The sequence below is a fragment of the Sphingopyxis sp. LC81 genome (assembly GCF_000756375.1).
Classification (GTDB): domain Bacteria; phylum Pseudomonadota; class Alphaproteobacteria; order Sphingomonadales; family Sphingomonadaceae; genus Sphingopyxis.
Window position 1 is genome coordinate 46,677 of the sequence record NZ_JNFD01000019.1, and the last position, 16,663, is coordinate 63,339.

General features: G+C 67.3%; 16 protein-coding genes. 8 read left to right on the forward strand and 8 right to left on the reverse strand.

All coding sequences use genetic code 11. From position 1 onward, the window contains the following. Positions 1-14: 14 nt before the first annotated feature. The 4 genes from FG91_RS10145 to FG91_RS10160 all read right to left on the reverse strand — a co-directional run bounded on the left by FG91_RS10145 (position 15) and on the right by FG91_RS10160 (position 7,961). Positions 15-1,838: a ShlB/FhaC/HecB family hemolysin secretion/activation protein gene (locus FG91_RS10145; RefSeq protein ID WP_052187482.1), complete on the reverse strand. Its 1,824-nt coding sequence runs from the start codon at positions 1,836-1,838 to the stop codon at positions 15-17. A gap of 184 nt (positions 1,839-2,022) precedes the next feature. Then, positions 2,023-2,781 carry a hypothetical protein gene (locus FG91_RS10150; RefSeq protein ID WP_037514669.1) on the reverse strand — a complete coding sequence of 253 codons (759 nt, stop codon included), beginning with the start codon at positions 2,779-2,781 and terminating at the stop codon, positions 2,023-2,025. Beyond that, positions 2,768-4,858 (reverse strand): adenylate/guanylate cyclase domain-containing protein, encoded by a 2,091-nt coding sequence (locus FG91_RS10155; RefSeq protein WP_037514670.1) that lies wholly within the window; start codon positions 4,856-4,858, stop codon positions 2,768-2,770. Before FG91_RS10155 ends, FG91_RS10150 begins: the two co-directional genes overlap by 14 nt. A gap of 4 nt (positions 4,859-4,862) precedes the next feature. Then, entirely contained in the window at positions 4,863-7,961 is a 3,099-nt protein-coding gene (locus tag FG91_RS10160) for a CHAT domain-containing protein (RefSeq protein WP_052187483.1), read from the reverse strand. Between the two features lie 210 nt (positions 7,962-8,171). Between FG91_RS10160 and FG91_RS10165 the strand changes: the two genes are divergently transcribed. From FG91_RS10165 to grxD, 3 genes are read left to right on the forward strand one after another with little or no spacing between them, the layout of a single operon-like run. After that, positions 8,172-8,498: a DUF1476 domain-containing protein gene (locus FG91_RS10165; RefSeq protein ID WP_037514673.1), complete on the forward strand. Its 327-nt coding sequence runs from the start codon at positions 8,172-8,174 to the stop codon at positions 8,496-8,498. Positions 8,499-8,508: 10 nt separating this feature from the next. Beyond that, entirely contained in the window at positions 8,509-8,742 is a 234-nt protein-coding gene (locus tag FG91_RS10170) for a BolA/IbaG family iron-sulfur metabolism protein (protein WP_037514674.1), read from the forward strand. Between the two features lie 50 nt (positions 8,743-8,792). Then, the gene (gene grxD, locus FG91_RS10175; protein WP_037514675.1) at positions 8,793-9,125 is read left to right on the forward strand and encodes a Grx4 family monothiol glutaredoxin; all 333 of its coding nucleotides are present in this window, start codon (positions 8,793-8,795) and stop codon (positions 9,123-9,125) included. Between the two features lie 71 nt (positions 9,126-9,196). On the opposite strand, the gene FG91_RS10180 is transcribed toward grxD, so the two are convergent. Together FG91_RS10180 and FG91_RS10185 are read right to left on the reverse strand one after the other, a co-directional pair. Next, positions 9,197-9,646, reverse strand: coding sequence for a globin domain-containing protein (locus FG91_RS10180; RefSeq protein ID WP_037514677.1), 450 nt, complete (start codon positions 9,644-9,646; stop codon positions 9,197-9,199). A 34-nt stretch (positions 9,647-9,680) separates the two neighbouring features. Then, on the reverse strand, positions 9,681-10,079 hold the full coding sequence (locus tag FG91_RS10185) for a group III truncated hemoglobin (protein ID WP_037514678.1): 399 nt from the start codon (positions 10,077-10,079) through the stop codon (positions 9,681-9,683). 102 nt (positions 10,080-10,181) lie between these two features. Here FG91_RS10185 and FG91_RS10190 point away from each other — a divergent pair, with 102 nt between their 5' ends. Beyond that, on the forward strand, positions 10,182-10,619 hold the full coding sequence (locus tag FG91_RS10190; RefSeq protein ID WP_037514680.1) for an RrF2 family transcriptional regulator: 438 nt from the start codon (positions 10,182-10,184) through the stop codon (positions 10,617-10,619). Positions 10,620-10,626: 7 nt separating this feature from the next. Here the strand turns inward: FG91_RS10190 and FG91_RS10195 are convergent, their stop codons facing one another. Continuing rightward, entirely contained in the window at positions 10,627-11,328 is a 702-nt protein-coding gene (locus FG91_RS10195; protein ID WP_037514681.1) for an anti-sigma factor family protein, read from the reverse strand. Next, complete coding sequence (locus FG91_RS10200; RefSeq protein WP_037514682.1) at positions 11,325-11,813, reverse strand: RNA polymerase sigma factor; 489 nt, start codon at positions 11,811-11,813, stop codon at positions 11,325-11,327. Before FG91_RS10200 ends, FG91_RS10195 begins: the two co-directional genes overlap by 4 nt. A 138-nt stretch (positions 11,814-11,951) precedes the next feature. On the opposite strand from FG91_RS10200, the gene FG91_RS10205 reads away from it, so the two are divergent. The 4 genes from FG91_RS10205 (at position 11,952) to FG91_RS20980 (ending at position 16,601) form a co-directional block, all read left to right on the forward strand. Continuing rightward, positions 11,952-13,193, forward strand: coding sequence for a S8 family serine peptidase (locus tag FG91_RS10205; RefSeq protein WP_235212006.1), 1,242 nt, complete (start codon positions 11,952-11,954; stop codon positions 13,191-13,193). Between the two features lie 91 nt (positions 13,194-13,284). Continuing rightward, on the forward strand, positions 13,285-14,136 hold the full coding sequence (locus tag FG91_RS10210) for a hypothetical protein (RefSeq protein ID WP_052187484.1): 852 nt from the start codon (positions 13,285-13,287) through the stop codon (positions 14,134-14,136). A 441-nt stretch (positions 14,137-14,577) separates the two neighbouring features. Continuing rightward, on the forward strand, positions 14,578-14,946 hold the full coding sequence (locus FG91_RS10215; protein WP_037514686.1) for a BlaI/MecI/CopY family transcriptional regulator: 369 nt from the start codon (positions 14,578-14,580) through the stop codon (positions 14,944-14,946). Further along, positions 14,943-16,601, forward strand: coding sequence for a M56 family metallopeptidase (locus tag FG91_RS20980; protein ID WP_052187485.1), 1,659 nt, complete (start codon positions 14,943-14,945; stop codon positions 16,599-16,601). Before FG91_RS10215 ends, FG91_RS20980 begins: the two co-directional genes overlap by 4 nt. The last annotated feature ends 62 nt before the right edge of the window (positions 16,602-16,663 follow it).

The window sequence follows — 16,663 nt, forward strand, 5'->3', positions numbered from 1 at the left end:
TGCAAAATTCATGGTCAGCGCGCCCTCACGCCGAATAGGGTGGTCAGTGATATCAGCAGCCGCGGATCGGGCCGCTCGGCGAGGAAGCCGCCGCGGTTCAGCGGTACGGCGAGCGTCATGTCGAGCCGCGCGAGATCGCCGTAAGCGACGCGTATGCCGCCGCCGGCCGAATAGAGTTTCTGCGGATCGAGCCCATCGAAGGCGCTATCCTTGTTCCACACCCATGCGGCGTCGAAAAAGACGAAGGGTTGGAAGGCGAAGCTCTCGGTATTGGCGGGAACGAACGAGCCGTAGCGTGCTTCCAAAGCCACCGCGACGCCGCTGTCGCCGATCACCGTGCCGGGGTCGAAGCCGCGCCCGACGGTGAAATTGCCGCCCGAAAACTCCTCATAGGCGAGCAAGGGATCGTTCGCCCACTGCGCGCGCGGCGCCGCCGATAACGTGAAGAGTTTCGCCGGCCGCCATTCGGCAAGCGCATTGGCGCGGACGAGGAAGGCGTCGGGCTGTCCTTCGACGCGCGTCAGCGGGATCGCGCCGGGCAGGAAACACGCGGTGCCGCCGGGGCCGCAATCGTCGCTGGCGCCAAGGAAATCGGCGCCCTTGCGTGCCTCGAACGAGGTTGAAAGCGACCAGCGCGGTTCGCTGGGACTGTAGCCGCCGCGCCCCGCGATCGAGCCGGGGTCGATCCAGCTCGCGTCCGCGCGGAGGTTGAAGACGCGCAGCCGGTCGCGATTGATCGGCAGGCTGGCCAGGCCGATGTCCTGATCGATGATATCGAGCCCGCCGCCGATCGTCACGCGCCGCGCCTGCGTCAGCACCAGCGGATAGGCGGTGAACAGGCTGACGATCTGGGTGTTCGATTTGACCGGAAAGCCGGTGATGTCGGGGCGCGTCCAGGCATAGGTATAGCTGGCGCCGAAGCGCAGCCCTTCGCCGCCGACGCGAAACTCGTGCGACGCCTGCACGACCTTTTGCTCGTCTAGATCGGGGGTCGCATAAAAGCTGACCGTGGTGAGGTCGCCCATGCCGGTGAGGCCGGCGAAGCGCGCACGCGCGATACCGCCCCAGCGGCCGACGTCGCGCGAGCCAAAATTCTGTGCGTTGAAGTCGAAGGTGAAGGGGGTGCGGGCGACGGTGATTTCGCCGACGACCTCTCCTGGAACCGCGCCGGGACGCAGCGTCAGGCGCGCGTCCATCCCCGGAATGTCGCGTGCGAGGAGCAGATAGCGCTCGGCATCGACGATGTTGAACACCGGCTGGTCGTCGAGCCGCGACAGATAGCGTTGCAGCAGGCCTTCGTTCGCGCCCGCGTCGCCGCGCACCTCGATCCGCGACATGCGCGCCGACAATATGTCGAGCCGGACGACGCCGTCGCCGATCGTCTGCGGCGGCACGCGGACCGCCGCCAGATAGCCCTTTGACCGCAAGATCGTCGCGGCGCGGTCGCGAATGTCGCACACCGCCGAAATCGGCAGTTCCTGCCCGACGCGGTCGGCCCAGCTCGGCGCGAGCACCGCATTGTCGATGCCCTCGACGCTCGAAAATTCGACCCCGCGCAGGGTGAAGCGGACGTTGGCGAATTCGGGGTTGGCGAGCGGGCAGGGCGCGCGCTCGATGCCGTCGTCGACCGCGACGACCTGTTCATTGGGCTGGATCGCGGGCACCGGCGGCGGGCGCTGAATTTCCTCGCGCGTCGGAATTTGCGGGGTCGCCTGCGCCCAGGCCGCGGCGGGCAGAGCCGCGGCGATCAGCGCCGCCGAACCGGCCAGCGCGCTGCGGATCGCGGTGCGCCCCGGCCGAACAATCGCCTTATGTCCCCTATCCCCCGACACGGTCATCACCACCCCTTGCGTATGGGCGCGCCGCGACAATCGCGATGCGCCAACTCCACTGGCGCTGCCGCAAAGCGGCAGCGCAAATTTCGACCCAAGGAAATGTTCCGTCACGCGACCGGCGGAATTTCCTCAGAAGATTATCAGACGGATAGGGCGGCGACAATGGCCGCCGCCCCATCCATTTACCTTATCCCGCTTCGGCTTCGGACATCGTGTCGACCAGGCGGTTGAGCTGCGGCGAGCAGCCCTTCGCCATCAGCATATCGACCGATCCCTCGACCGTGTCGGGCGCATTTTCCATCGCGGCGAAGCGCACCGTCACCGGCCTGGCGAGTCCGCCGCCCGACAGGCGATAGTCGGTGCCATATTGCACCGGCAGCACATCGGTCGGCCATTTGCGGAAATTCGCGCCATCGACGATCGCGACCGTCGCTTTTTTGCCGGCGCTTTCGATTTCGAGCGCGGTGTCGCCTTCCATGTCGGGGCGCCACAGCATCAGCACGGCCGGATCGAGGACGCAGAAGGTCCCGGCCTCGCGATAATCGAGCAGCCAGAGGTTCGGCGCGCGGACATTGGCGGGTGTTTCATCGCCCGGACCGCGCGAAAACCCGCCGCGCGACCGCATCGTCGGACCCTTGGCGAGCATACGCGTGACGTTGCCGCCGAGCGACTGGCTCGCCTGCACCGTGCCGGTGGCGCCGAAGGTGCCCGGCCCCGACAGCGTGCGGGTCTTGCCCGCCTGCATCAGCACGATCTTGTCGCCCGCGACGAGAGTCAGCTTGTCGGCGGACTTGAGCTTGGCACCGGCGGGATATTTGCCCGCCGACGGACCGGTCGAGCGGACGACCATCGATTGGGCGGCGGCGGTGCCGACCATGGCGATGGCGGCGATGGCCGCGGCGGCGGTGAGGCCGAGGCGGCGCATCCGGAAATCAGGAAAGGACATAGCTTTCTCCCTCTTTGGTCTCATTCAGACGTTCTATCAGAAACATGATGGCTGCATCCTGACCGAAATCCGCCTGTATTGCTGTGGCACAGGTCACATAGGTTTTTTTATCGCCCGCGGTGTGCGCGGCGACCAATGCGGCGATGCGCGCGCGCTGGTCGGGGGCAAGGTCGGGGCGCGGGGTGAAGACATCGACGGGTTGCGCGCGGCCGCGCAGCGTGACGCGGCCCATCGGTACAAGATCGCCGCGGCCCGAGCGCGCGCCGGCCTCGGCGGAGATCAGTACGCCCGTTTTCAGCCCCTTGTTGGCGGCCTCGAGCCTTGAAGCGGTGTTCATGCTGTCGCCGAGCGCGGTGTATTGGATGCGTCCCTCGCCGCCGAAATTGCCGACGATCGCGTCGCCGACGTGCAAGCCCACGCGCGTCATCCCGATCGGGGGAACGTCCTCGGCGGCGAGGTCGACGCGGTATTTCTCGCCCGCCTGATACATGGCGAGCGCGGCGGCGGCGGCCCGCGGGCCATCGTCGGGGCGGCTGAGCGGGGCGCCCCAGAAGGCGACGATGGCGTCGCCGACGAATTTGTCGATCGTCCCGCCATGTTCGAGCACGATGTCGGACAGGCGGTCGAGATATTCGTTGAGCAACCGCGCGACGGTTTCCGGCGTCACCGCGTGGCTGAGCTTCGTAAAGCCTTCGAGGTCGGTGAAGACGCAGAAGATATTGCGCCGCTCGCCGTGGAGCGAGAGCTGGTCGGGGTCGCGCATGATCTGCGCCGCGACGTCGGCGGGCAGATATTTGCCGAGCGCCGATTGCGCAAAGGCGCGCTGGCGCGACCCGATCGTGCGCGCGGCGGTGCCCACCGCGGCATAACCGAACAGCCAGCCGACCGCCCAACCGAAGGTCGGGAGCGTCGTCGTGTCGATACCGCGCCCCTGCAGCCAGAAGGGGAAGGCGATGAAGAAGGCCATTTGCCCGAGGAAGGCGAGCGCGACCCAGCGCGCGCGAAGGTCGATGAGGCTCGTCAGCCCGCCCGCGAGAACGATCAGCACCGCGAGCACCCACAGCGCCGGCGCCGCGATCGGCCGCGTCCACGCCCCGTCGAGCTGCTGCGCGAGCATATGCGCGTGGACCTCGAGCCCGATCATCGTTTCATGCTGGCCGGTGATCGCGTCGGGAAAGCGGCTGAGTGGCGTGTTGAACTGGTCGTTGTCGATGATGTCGCCGCCGATCAGGATATAGCGGCCCTTGACCAGCTCCGAAAAACCGGCGCGCATCTCGGCATCCATCGGCATCGCGAAGGTGTCGATCGGGATGTTGGCGAAGACGGGCTCTTCCTGCCCCGCGGCGGCGCGGGCGGGGACGAGAAAGCGGATATTGCCCCGGAAATTCGCATGCGCCGCGTCGACCGGCGCCAGCGCATTGGACATCAAAGGCGGCAAATTCTTCGGCCGGTCGGGCCAGTTGCGGATCACGCTGTCGTCGTCGGTGCGGAACAACACGCTCGTCGGCTTGGTCTTCGCGGTCGTGACGTCGGCGATATAGGATTCGAGATATTTCTGCTGTTCGTAGAAGATCGTGTTCGGGTTGCTCGCCTGTTCGGCATAGGCGAGCCAGGTCGGGGTCTTCATCGCGCGCAGCTGCGCCTTCAGCACATCGTCGTCGGGGCGCGGCGAGTCGAACGCGATATCGATGCCGATCGCCTTCGCGCCCATCTGGTCGAGATTGCCGAGCGCATTGGCGAGCAAGGTGCGGTCGAGCGGTGAGCGGATGCCGGTGTTGAACAGGGTTTCGTCATTATAGGTGACGAGGGTGATGCGTTTATCCTGTTCGACATGCGGCGCCATCAGCGTCGCGCGCGCGTCGTAAAGCGCGCGTTCGGCCGCGTCGATCAGCGGCATCTGCCAGCTGAAGCGCGCGATCAGAACCGCGATGATCAGGAAGACGATCGTCGCCGCCATCCGCGAGGGGCCGAGCTGCATGACCAGCCGGCGCACCCGCTTGCGCAGCGGCACCGCGGCCTGCCGGCCGTCCTGCGCGGGCGCGTCGGCCGCGGGAACAAGAACGTCGGGTGCGTTCATCGACTTAGCGGGCCGCGCGGCCGGCTGCCTCCTTCGCGCGCGCGGCGGTGGTCGCGCCGTCGTGGAGCAGCGCCTGGCCGCCGTCTCCGATGATCGCGAAGCCCGCCCAATAATAGGGATGCGATGTCTGCTGGTCGTCCATCAGGCGCAGCTGCGTTCCCCATAGGGCGTCGGCGACGCTTGTGCCCTGATTGGCGGCGAACAGCCCACCGATCAGCCGCTTGGTCGCGTCGAAATCGTCGGGTGCGGGCCAGTGGCTCGCGATCACCGACCGGCCGCCCGCACCGATGAAGCTGCGCACCAGCCCGTCGAGGGCATTGCCGCCGCCCGAAAGCCCGGCTTCGCGCGTCGCCGCGACGCTCGCCGCGCCGGCGGTGTCGCACGCCGACAGGATGACGAGATCGGCGTCGATCTTGAGGTCGAAGATTTCCTGGAAGGTCAGCAGCCCGTCCGAATCCTGCCCGCCGAACGAGGTGACGAGCGCGGGGCGCGCGGGGCAAGCGGGACGCGGCGCGGTGACGAGGCCGTGCGTTGCGAAATGGATGATGCGATAATCGCCAAGGTCGGCGCGATTTTTCACTGCACTGTCGGTGAAGGCGCCGCCGGTGAGCAAGGTGCCCGCCTCGCGGCCCATTGCGTTGCGCGCGGTCACCAGCTCATCGGCCGAAATCGGGCGCGCCCATTGCGCGGCATCCCACAGGCAATCGCCGTCGACGCCGCCCGCCACGGCGCCGCGCGTGCCGAGCGAGGGCAGCCGTCCGCTGACCGGCAGATTCTCGCCGAGGCCGAAATATTGGTTGGCCGCCTTCGACGGCGCCGCCTGCCGCGCGTTGCGGAAGCCGAGCGTCGAGACCGCGGTGCTCGGCCGTGAGGTCCGGCCGAGCCAGGCGACCTGGCGCATGTCGAACGGATCGGCGTCGGGATCGAGCAGGCGCTTTTCATAGGCGGCAAGCCCGGTGTCGGCGGTGACGAGCAGATTGATCGGCAGCCGCAGCATCGCGCCGTCGGGTTCGAAGATCAGGTGCGCGATCGTGGGAAGGCGCGCCGCTACGGGGCCGAACAACTGCCCGTAGAGCTTGTAGGAGGTGGCGGCATCAAAGGGATAGGTGACGCGGCGGCCATTCTCGACGAGCGAAATCGTCGAACGGATCGTATCGACCGCGGTGTCGAGGCCCGATGCGCTGATGTCCGATTTCCAGAGCTGCGCCCCGCCTTGCTCGACCAGCATCGCATAAACGGCGTCGCCGACGACGAGCATCTTCAAATAGGCCTCGCCCGGACGCAGAACCTGCTGCAGTTCGGCAAGATCGAGCTTGCCCGACGCGACGACGCGATATTGCGGAAAGGCAGACAGCGCGGCGACGGTTTCGGCCTGCTGGACCGACAAATTACCGAGCTGCGCCTTGATATCGGCGCGCAAGGCGTTGACTTCGGGCGATTCGGGCAGCTGGGCGAGCCGCGCATCCTCGATCCGCGCGCGTTCCAGATCGCGATTGAGCGTTGTCGCCTGACGGAACAGGCGCGCGCCGTCGCTGCTGCCGCTCGACAGTTCGCGCGCGAGCACCGCTTGCGTATCGGCGACACCGGGGCGGATCTGAAGCTGGCTGGCGATGAAGAAATCCTCGATCGCCTTGGGCTCGGTCGCCGCACGCGCGGCGAGCAGCCGGTAATAGGGCGCCATCATGTTCGCCATGCCCGCGGTCGAGCGCTGGGTGCTGGCGAGTGCGGTGACGACCTCGCGATAAATGCCCATCGCCTTGTCGTCCTGTCCCTCGCGCGTGAGGAAGGCGGCGTAGCGCGCGCGCGCCGAGGCGAGCGCGTTGGTTTCGGGATATTCGACGGCGAGCAGGTTCACCGATTCACGGAAACGTGCGTCGGCGGCGGCCTTGTCGCCGCTCGCCTCTTCGGCCAGCGCGAGTTCGCCGAGCATCTGCGAACGCAGACGGATGATCGAGGTGACGCGGCCTTCGCGCACCGCGATCGCGTCGCTCAGCCCCTTGAGCTGCGCGGTCTTCGACGCCTGCGCATTGCCGCGCAGCCGTTCGACGGTGCCGAGCAGGTGGATCGCCTGCGCATCGATGATCTGCGCGCGTTCGAGCGGCGACAGGCGCTCGCGATCGTTGCTCTGGCGGATGACGCGGGCGTTGTCGCCGCTGTTGACCCCAGCGACGATCTGCGGCGTCAGCGTCACCGCTGCGCCCGCCACGGTGACGCCGGTCGTGAGCGGCGGGATCGGCGTCTGGAGCCGCGCGGCGGCGCCGTCATAGTCGCGCTGGTTGAGCGCGTTGATCGCCCGGAAATTGCGGCGGAGGCGCAGCTGGACCGGGTCGCCGGTCGGGATCGCCTCGACCTCGGCGAACAGCCGTTCGGCCTCGGCGAATTCGCCAAGGTTCGAGCGTTGCAGCGCGCGGTTCAGCGTGACTTCGGTCGGGTCGATGTCGGCCGCCGATTGTTCCTCGGCGGCGCGGCGCGACAGCGCTTCGAAAAATTCGGCCGCCTCGGCATAGTCGCCGCTGTGGTTGCGGCGATATCCCTCGGCCAGCGCCTTGTCGACGTCGATCGTTCCGGCGATCGTCCGGGCGAAGCCGTCGTTGCCGCCGACCGAGATGGTCGCGACCTTGATGACGCCGGGCACGACCTTGCGCTGGCGGATCGATTCGAGCGCGATGTCGAGCGCGTCGCCATAAGCCTCGAAGCCCTCGACGGCATAGACTGTCCCGCCCGCCGCCTCGATCCGCGTCTTCCATGCGATATTGGTGTCGTGCACGGTGCAACCGCCATCCTTGACGCATGTGATCGCGCCCGTCCGTCCGATGGCGTTATCGATGCGCGCGCGCGCCTCCTCGGGCGTCGCGCGCAGCATGCGGACATAGCCGACCGGCTGGCTCGCATCGCGGCAGACGATCGTCCAGGCGCGGTCGAACATGCCCTTGACGACCTCGTCGCGGACGGTGGCCTGCACCTCGCAGAGCGAGCCGCCCTGATCGCCGATCGAAAAACTGTCGCGCAGCGTCGGGTCCATGCCCTGCGCGAGTGCGGTTCCGGGCGCGGCAAAAGCCAGCGCCGCCAGAATCGGCACAAGTTGCGGACGTCGAACGGTCATCACAAATCCCCCAAACACAGGCGTCGAAACACCATGCCGACGCGACGCCGGCAAGGCGTAGTCTTCATTGCTGCGGTGCGACCCATTCCCTTGGGACGAAACCCTAAACCCTTCGTAAGCGAAAGGGAAGTGATCTGCCGCACAGGCGGCTTGCGCCGCGGGGACGCGCGACCTATCTGCAAGGGGACTTTCCCTTCGCACGAGGACAAAATGAGCGGATTCGACGATCGTGAACGCGCCTTCGAGGCAGAATTTGCACGCGACCAGGAGGTGCAGTTCCGGATCACCGCGCGGCGGAACCGGCTCGTCGGCGAATGGGCGGCCGAGCGCATGGGTCTGACCCCCGAGGAAACCGACGCCTATGCCAAGGCGGTGGTGCAGGCCGATTTCGAGGAAGCGGGCGACGAGGACGTCATCCGCAAGCTCGCGGGCGACCTGACCGCGGCGCAGGTCGAGATCAGCGACGCCGAAATCCGGTCGGTGCTGAACGACAAGACCGCCGAGGCGCGGCGCCAGTTCATCGACAGCCAGAACTGAGGCGATAACGATGGGCATGCGCGAAGATGATTTGCGGGCGATGATCGTCGCGGCGTTCCCCGATGCCGAGGTCGCGATTACCGACCTCGCGGGCGACAATGACCATTATGCGGCGCATGTCGTGAGCGAGTCCTTTCGCGGAATGACGCGCGTCGCGCAGCACAAGGCGGTCTATGCAGCCTTGGGGGGGCGCATGGGCGGCGAACTTCATGCCTTGCAATTGACGACCGCAATCCCCTCATAAGGGGCATGGATATTTTGGGGCGCGGCAACGCGCCTGCCCGGAGACTGACTATGACCGACCCGACCACCCACGACCGCATCGCCAAGCTGGTCGCCGACAACCCCGTGCTGCTCTTTATGAAGGGCACGCCCTTGTTCCCGCAGTGCGGCTTTTCCTCGCGCGCGATCGCGATGCTCGACCGCCTCGGCATCGAATATGAAACGGTCGATGTGCTGCAGGACATGGAAGTCCGCCAAGGCATCAAGGAATTTTCGGACTGGCCGACGATCCCCCAACTTTATGTGAAGGGCGAATTCGTCGGCGGATCGGACATCATGATGGAAATGTGGGAAGCGGGCGAGCTTCACACGCTGATGACCGGAATCCCGGCGCGCGCCGAGTAAGCGCGTAGCTTTCGAATACCAAAAGCCCGCCGGCGCTCAGGCTCCGGCGGGCTTTTTACTGGCCGAAAGGCTCAAGCCGCCTCGGCATCCTCATACGCCTGCGCTTCGGCCGCGATCAGGATGTCGGCGAGCATCCAATAGGCTTCGCCCCACGCCGCGAGCACTTCGTCGGTCGCGACCTCGGCGCCCAGCACATCGCGGATCGCGGGCAGCAGCGCTTCGGCGACATGGGGATAATGCTCCGGCTTCACCCCGGTTTCGATATGCCGGGCGACCATGCGCGACACCGCGGTTCCGAGGTTCTGCAGCTTGTCGATATTCTTCGCATAGGCGAGGATCGCCGCCGCGAGGCGCTTCGGCTGCTCGCCGCTCGTCTGCGCGGCGCGGTCGAACATCGCTTCGATATCCTTATTCTCGAAAAGCCGGGCATACATCGCGGTGGTGATTGCGAGGCCGTGCTTTTCGAGGGCGGGGGCGGTGGCCTTGACGATCTCCATCGCGTGGGCGGAAGCGGTACGCATGTGATATCCTTTGGTCAGAGAGGGAGGGGAGGTTTCAGGCCGCGCGGCGACCGGCGGGGTCGTCCAAGCGGAAGAAAAGCGCGAGCTGGAGGCTTTCGGCGATGCGCGCGGCCTTCGCCTGCAAGGCGGTCGCGGCGGCAGGCACCAGCAGCTCGTTCGTGGTGTCGGCCCAGATCGCGAGCCAGCGGTCGAACATCGCGGGGGTGATCGCGTCCCTGTGCTTCAGATGCTCGGCGACCGGGCTGCCCTTGTAGCGGCCGCTCGTCAGCATCACCGACGACCAGAAGGCGACGAGCTTTTCGAGATGGCGGGGCCAGTCGTGCACCGCGGCGTTGAACAGCGGGCCGATGTCGGCGTCGGCGCGCACGCGGTCGTAAAAGGCCGGGATCAGGCGCTCGAGCGCGGCTTCATCGATCTGGTCATCCTGCGTCACGACTCGCTCCAATCATGCATCTGATGCGCATGTATGATCGCGATTTGAAACATGCAACAAAAATGCATATTATTGGATGACGGACATTTTCGAAGGATCAGGATGCGCCTGACGCGCTACACCGACTATGCGATGCGCGTGCTCCTCTATGTGGGCGCGCAGGATGACGCGCGGCTGTGCCCGATCTCGGAGATTTCGCGCGCCTATGGCATTTCGCAGAACCATCTGATGAAGGTCGTCAACGACCTGGTGAACGCGGGCTATCTCGAAAGCGTGCGTGGGCGCTTTGGCGGGATCCGGCTCGCGCGGCCCGCGGCCGAGATCAACGTCGGCGCGGTGGTGCGCCATACCGAGGAAGGCTTCGACCTCGTCGATTGCGCGAGCTGCATCATCGCGCCCGCGTGCGGGCTGACGGGCGCGCTCGCCGAGGCGCTCGCGGCGTTTATGAAGGTGCTCGACGGTTACAGCCTCGCCGACCTGCTCGCCAAGCGCGCGAATTTCGCCGCGCTGTTCGGCATCGACGAGCCAGCCGGCGCCTGAAAGATCGTCAGCGGCGCGCCCAGCCCTTGTCGCGCGCCTGTCGCTCGGCCGCAGCATCGAGCGGATCGCCCGTCATCATCGCCGCCGCGGCGGCCGCGAGCTCGCCCGACGACGCCTGACGATAAGCGGTGCCCGCCTGTCCCCGCATCGTCCTTTCAAGATGCCAGCCGCCGTCGTCGCGGCAGCCGATGCCGCTCAGCGACCGGCTTTCGAAACTGCGGCAATAGCGGCCGGCCTTGTCTTCAAAACTGAGACCGATCCGCACCGCCGCATTCGTCGATTGACTGGAGGCAAGCTGCGTGTCGAGCGCCGCCGCAAGCGGACCCGCGGCGATCATAGTGCCATTGGCTTCGGTAACGCTCGCGGGCGGCATCCATGGCTTCAGCCCAAGGGCCAGCCCAAGCGCGAGCGAAGCAGCGATCGCGCCCCAATGGATCGGCGCAAAACGCATCCGCTTTGCCTCGCGGCGCCCGGCGAGGCTCGCGTCGACCTTGTCTGACGGCGCGAGCAGGGCGCGGAGCCGCTCGGGCACCGCCTCATCGATCACGGGGGCATAATGCGCCTGTAGCTGCGCTTTCAACGCCCGGTGCCGCGCGATTTCGGCGGCAAGCGCGGGATCGCTTGTCGCTTCGCGCTCGATGCGGCGCGCGGTCAGGTCGTCGAGTTCGCCGTCGACAAAGGCCGCGACGGTGGCAGGGTCGAAACTCATGCGGCCTCTCCCAGCAAATACATCAAGGTCTCGCGACCGCGCGCGAGGCGCGATGTGACGGTGCCGATCGGCACCTCCAATATGTCGGCGGCCTCGCGGTACGCATAGCCTTCGACGAGGACAAGCATCACGACCTCACGCTGTTCGTCGGGCAGGCGCGCCATCGCGCCGTCGACATCGCCGCGTAGCGCCCCCGCCTCGACTTCGGCCGCGCCGTCGCCGGCGACCTGCGCGACGGCCTCGTCGATCGGTGTGTGGATGCCGCGGCGCCCGGCCGCTCGGCGATCGTCGATCCAGAGGTTGCGGGTGATGCGGTACATCCAGCTATCCAGTCTCGTTCCTTGTTGCCACTGTTCCTGCGATTTCAATGCGCGTTCGATCGCCGCCTGGCATAAATCGTCGGCGTCGCTGGCATCGCGCGCCAGTCCGCGCGCAAAGCGGCGCAGACGGGGCAGCAATTCGACCAGTTCCTCTTCGAAGCGCATTGTCGCCTTTCGATTATCTGAGGAAGAAACGAGTGGCTTCTATCGTTTCTTCCGTACCATGCTAAATTTTTTCGGGAACCGGCCGCCGTGCCGGGCCTTGTGAGGCTTGCAATGCGATTTTGGACGACATTTTTGGCGATGCTCTGTCTCCTGCTCGGCGGGACCGACGCGCGCGTCGCGGCGCAGGTCGCGCTGCCGCAAGTGCAGCTTCCCGATGCCGCGCGCACGCTGCCATCGCTTCCCGAGGTGGATGCGGGGCGGCTGACCGGGATCGGTGAGCGCTTGCTGGATGTCCGGCTCGACCGGATCACCGCGCTGGTCCGCGGCAATCGCGACAGCATCGAGCTCGACGAGCGCGGCGAACCCGCGGTGCGCGGCGTCCTGGTCGCGAGCGGGGTCGATGCGGCGATGATCGCGCGGGCGGGCGAGGCGGGATTCGCGCTGATCGACCGCGAGCGCATAGAGGGTCTCGATCTCGATATCGCACGGTTTCGCGTGCCCGACGGGCGCAGCCTTGGCCGGGCGCGCAAACAGCTCGCGAAGCTGCTTCCGGGCGCCGAGGTCGATGCCGACAATCTCTATTTCGCGAGCGGGCCGGGCGGCGCGTTGCCCGGGGCAACGCTCGCGGCGGCTCAGGGCAGCAGAAAGGCGAGCCTCGGCCTGATCGACGGCGGCGTCGCGGCGCATCCGTCGGTCGCCGGGCGCGTCGAACAGCGCGGCTTTGCGAAAGGCGCGCCGTCGGCGAGTCGCCATGGCACGGCAGTGGCGTCGCTGCTTGTCGGCAGCGGAGCGGTGCAGGGCGCGGCACCCGGCCAGCGCCTGCTCGCCGCCGATGTCTATGGAGCCGACCCGGCGGGCGGCAACGCCAGTGCGATCGCACGCGCGCTCGGCTGGCTCGCCCAAAGCGGTGCCGCGGTGACGACGATCAGCCTTGTCGGCCCCGACAATAAACTGCTTTCGACGGCCGTTTCGCGGGCGCAGCAGCGCGGCATGCTGATCGTTGCGGCGGTCGGCAACGACGGGCCCGCCGCACCGCCCGCCTATCCGGCTTCGTACAAGGGCGTGTTTGCGGTGACCGGGGTCGACGCGAAAGCGCGCGCGCTGCCCGAGGCCGGGCGCGCGCTGCATGTCGATTTCGCCGCACCCGGCGACGCGGTGCTGGCGGCGACGGGGGCGGGAAGCAGCGACCGGCTGCGCGGCACGTCTTTTGCCGCACCGCTTGTTGCCGGGCGGCTTGCGCTTCGCTATCCTGCCCCCGCGATCGATCGCATCGGCCCCGCCGTCGCGGCGCTCGTCATGGAGGCGCGTGATCTGGGCAAAAAGGGGCGCGACAAAATCTATGGCCATGGCCTGATTTGCGGGGCTTGCGGCGGCCGCTGACCCTTTTCGAAAACATTCGGAAGAAAATCGAACGCGCCATCGTTCTCTCTCCAGGCCCACCCCCTCCGGGCCCAAACTCAGGAGTAGGACAATGGCAAATCGTATCTTCATTTCGGCCTTCGCGCTCGCCGCGTCGGCCATGGCTTTTTCGGCGCCGGCCAGTGCGCAGCTGCTCGGCGGCGGCGGTGGTGGCGGCCTGGGCGGTAACCTCGGCGGCACGCTGGGCGGGACGCTCGGCAATCCGACCGGCCCGATCGGCGGCACGCTTGGCGGCGCGGGCGATCTGACCGGATCGGGCCGCGGCGACGCGCAGGTCGATCGCCGTTCGGGCCGCGTCCAGGGCAAGGGCAACGCCGATGCGAACGGCAAGGGCTCGGTTGACGGCAACGGCAATCTGCTCGGCAACCCGATCGGCGGCAACGCCGGTGGCTCGGGCAATGCTTCGGGCGGCGGCAGCCTCGATGCGCAGGCGGTCGGCACCGATTTTGTCGGCAGCACCGCGCGCGGCGCCGTCGGCACGGCAAGGGACACGGCTTCGACCGCCACCGGCACCGCGCGCGGTGCGGTCGGGACTGCCCGTGACCGGACCGGCGCCGCGCTGTCGAACGTCTCAGGCAGCGCCAGCGGCGCCGGATCGGCCGCGGGCAGCTTCCAGGGCAGCCTCGGCCAGCTCGCCGCTGCGGGTAGCGGCGCGGCGAATGGCGCTGGCATGTTCGCGGTCGAACCCGGCATGGCGGTGACCGACGCGCGCGGCAAGGTGATCGGCTATGTCCAGGAATTGCGCCAGACGGGCGGCGGTGTCGTGCAGGCGGTGACGGTCGAGGTCGGTGACCGCGTCGCGACGCTGCCCGCGACCAGCTTTGCCGGGTCGGGCGACGTCCTCGTCACCGGCATGACCAAGGGCCAGCTCAAGAAAGCGGCCGAGCAGCAGGAAGCCGAATAAACGAATGGGGTGGCCGCCGTGTGCGGCGGCCATATTCTGGACGGGCCGCCGTTGCGGTCCGTCCTTTTTTGTCCGGATGAAAAGCTTCCGGGGGGCGGGGCCTTTCGGCCGCTCCGCCCCCCGGCTGCTTCGGGGGTAAGTGGGGTTTTCCCGGGTGGGGGCAGGGGACATCAGGGACCAGACCGATGTCCCCCACCGCTCCATTTGAGCGGAACACTCGGGAACATGGAATACTATACAATTGCCGTGCCAATTTGCGGCATTTGCGGAATTCGGCGCGAGACGCTGGTTAGCGATTCCTTACCGGGATCGGAGTGTGTCAAATATTCCGACACGCCAGCGACGGAGTGGTAGCCATTCAGCTTCGTTCAGGAAGCGTTCAGCCCTTTGACTACATCTGTAGTCGCATCGGTGACGACGACGCCAATGGGAGGGGTCCGCATGGCAGAACGAGCAAGCGAGTCGGAGATGCAGGTGCTGTCGGCGCTGTGGGAGGAATCCCCGCAGACCGCCGCCGACCTGACTTCGCGCATCGGCAAGATCAACGGCTGGACGCAGGCGACGGTGAAGACGCTGCTTGCGCGGCTGGTTCAGAAGGGCGCGGTGACGGCGGAAGCCGATGGTCGGCGCTATCTCTATAGCCCCGCGATCGAACGCGCCGACGCCGTCGGCGAGGAATCGCAGCGCTTTGTCGACCGGCTGTTCGGCGGGCGTGTCAGTCCGCTGATCGCGCATCTCGCCGACCGCGAGGCGCTGACCGACACCGACATCGCCGAAATCGAGGCCCTTTTGAAGCGGCTGAAGTCGTGAGCGCCGCGATGCTGCTCCAGGCGTGGGCCGAGACGCTCGTCACCACGGGCCTTCTCGTCCTTTTGATCCTGATCGTTCGCAAGCCGTTCGCGCGCCATTTCGGCCCGCGGCTGACCTATGCCTTGTGGGCGGTGCCCGCGCTGCGGCTGGTGCTGCCGCCGCTGCCCTTCGCCGATCCGGTGGTTATCATGCCCGAGCCCGCGGCCGACATGGCGGTGATGGTGCCCGTCGGCCTGCCGATCGCGGCACCCGTTGCGGCCGAACCTTTCTGGACGCTCGCCGAGCTGGTGCCGCTCTTCTTCGCGTTGTGGGCGGCGGGCATGATCGCCGTTATCGTAACCGCGATGGTGTCGCACCGGCGTTTCCGCCGCGCGGTGCTGGGCGACGCGGTCGAGCTCGAGCCGATCGGCACCATCCGGCTGGTGATGTCCGACGCGGTCGACGGCCCCGTCGCCTTTGGCCTGTGGCAGCGTTACGTCGCCGTCCCGCACGATTTCTTCGCGCGCTATGTCGCCGAGGAACGCGCGCTCGCGATCGATCACGAACTGTCGCACCACCGCCACGGCGATCTGTGGGCGAACAGCGCGGCGCTCGTGTTGCTCGCCGCGCAATGGTTCAACCCCTTCGCCTGGCGCGCGATCCGCGCCTTTCGTTTCGATCAGGAGGCGGCGTGCGACGCGCGCGTGCTGACGATGACCGATTGCGACGAGCGGCGCGAGCGGACCGCGCGTTATGCGACCGCGATCGTCAAGGCCGCGGTCGGCCCGCGCCTGTCGCTCGCCGCGCCGATGGCGGTCCACGATAATCTGCAGGAGAGGCTGACGATGTTGACGCAAGGGGATATTTCGAAAGAGCGCGGCCTTGTCGGCCGGTTGCTGATTGGCAGCGCGACGCTGGCCGTGCTCGGCGCGACCGCGACGCTCGTCCCCGCGGGGATCGTCGTGGCGAAGGCGCAGACCGCCGATCTCGGCGAACCGCCCGCGCCGCCGGCACCCCCCGAACCGCCGCTGCCGCCCGAGGCACCCGATGCGCCCGGCATGATGGTCTTCACCGAGCATAGCGACGATGCCGCGACCGACGACGGCAAGAAGAAGCGCGAAGTCCACCGCATCGTCATCCGCCGCGACGGAGACGGCGAGGGCAAGGCACCCGCGATGATGGACGGCAAGGACAAGATGCGCCGCATCGAAATCCGCTCCCCCGGCGGCCTGTCGCGCGACGATGTCATCGCGACGCTGAAGGAACAGGGCATCACCGGCAAGCGCGCCGAGGCGATCGCCGACAAGCTCGAAGCGAAGCGCAAGGAACGCATCCGCACCGTCATGGCCCCGATGCCGCCCATGCCGCCCATACCCCCAATGCACGGCACCTGGAGCACTCACGGCAAGGCGATGGTTCTCGGCAAATGCGGTGACGGCAAGGCGGCGCCGATCGTCAACCGTGACGAAAACAGCGGCAACAAGCGCAGCCACGTCATGATGTTCGCGTGCAGCGACGGACCCGAAGCCAAAGCGGCGCGGCTCTCGGCGCTGAAGAAGGCACGCGAGGCCTTTGCCGAAGGCGAACGCGCGCGCACCCTGTCCGAAGACATGCGCGCCAAGGTCGCCGCTGACCTCGACAAGGCGATCGCGGATATCGAGAAATCGGACCACTAGGACCGAGCAGCTTCTACGCCGGCTTTTGCTCCCCGGTGGGGCCGGCGGCAGGGGCGGGGAAG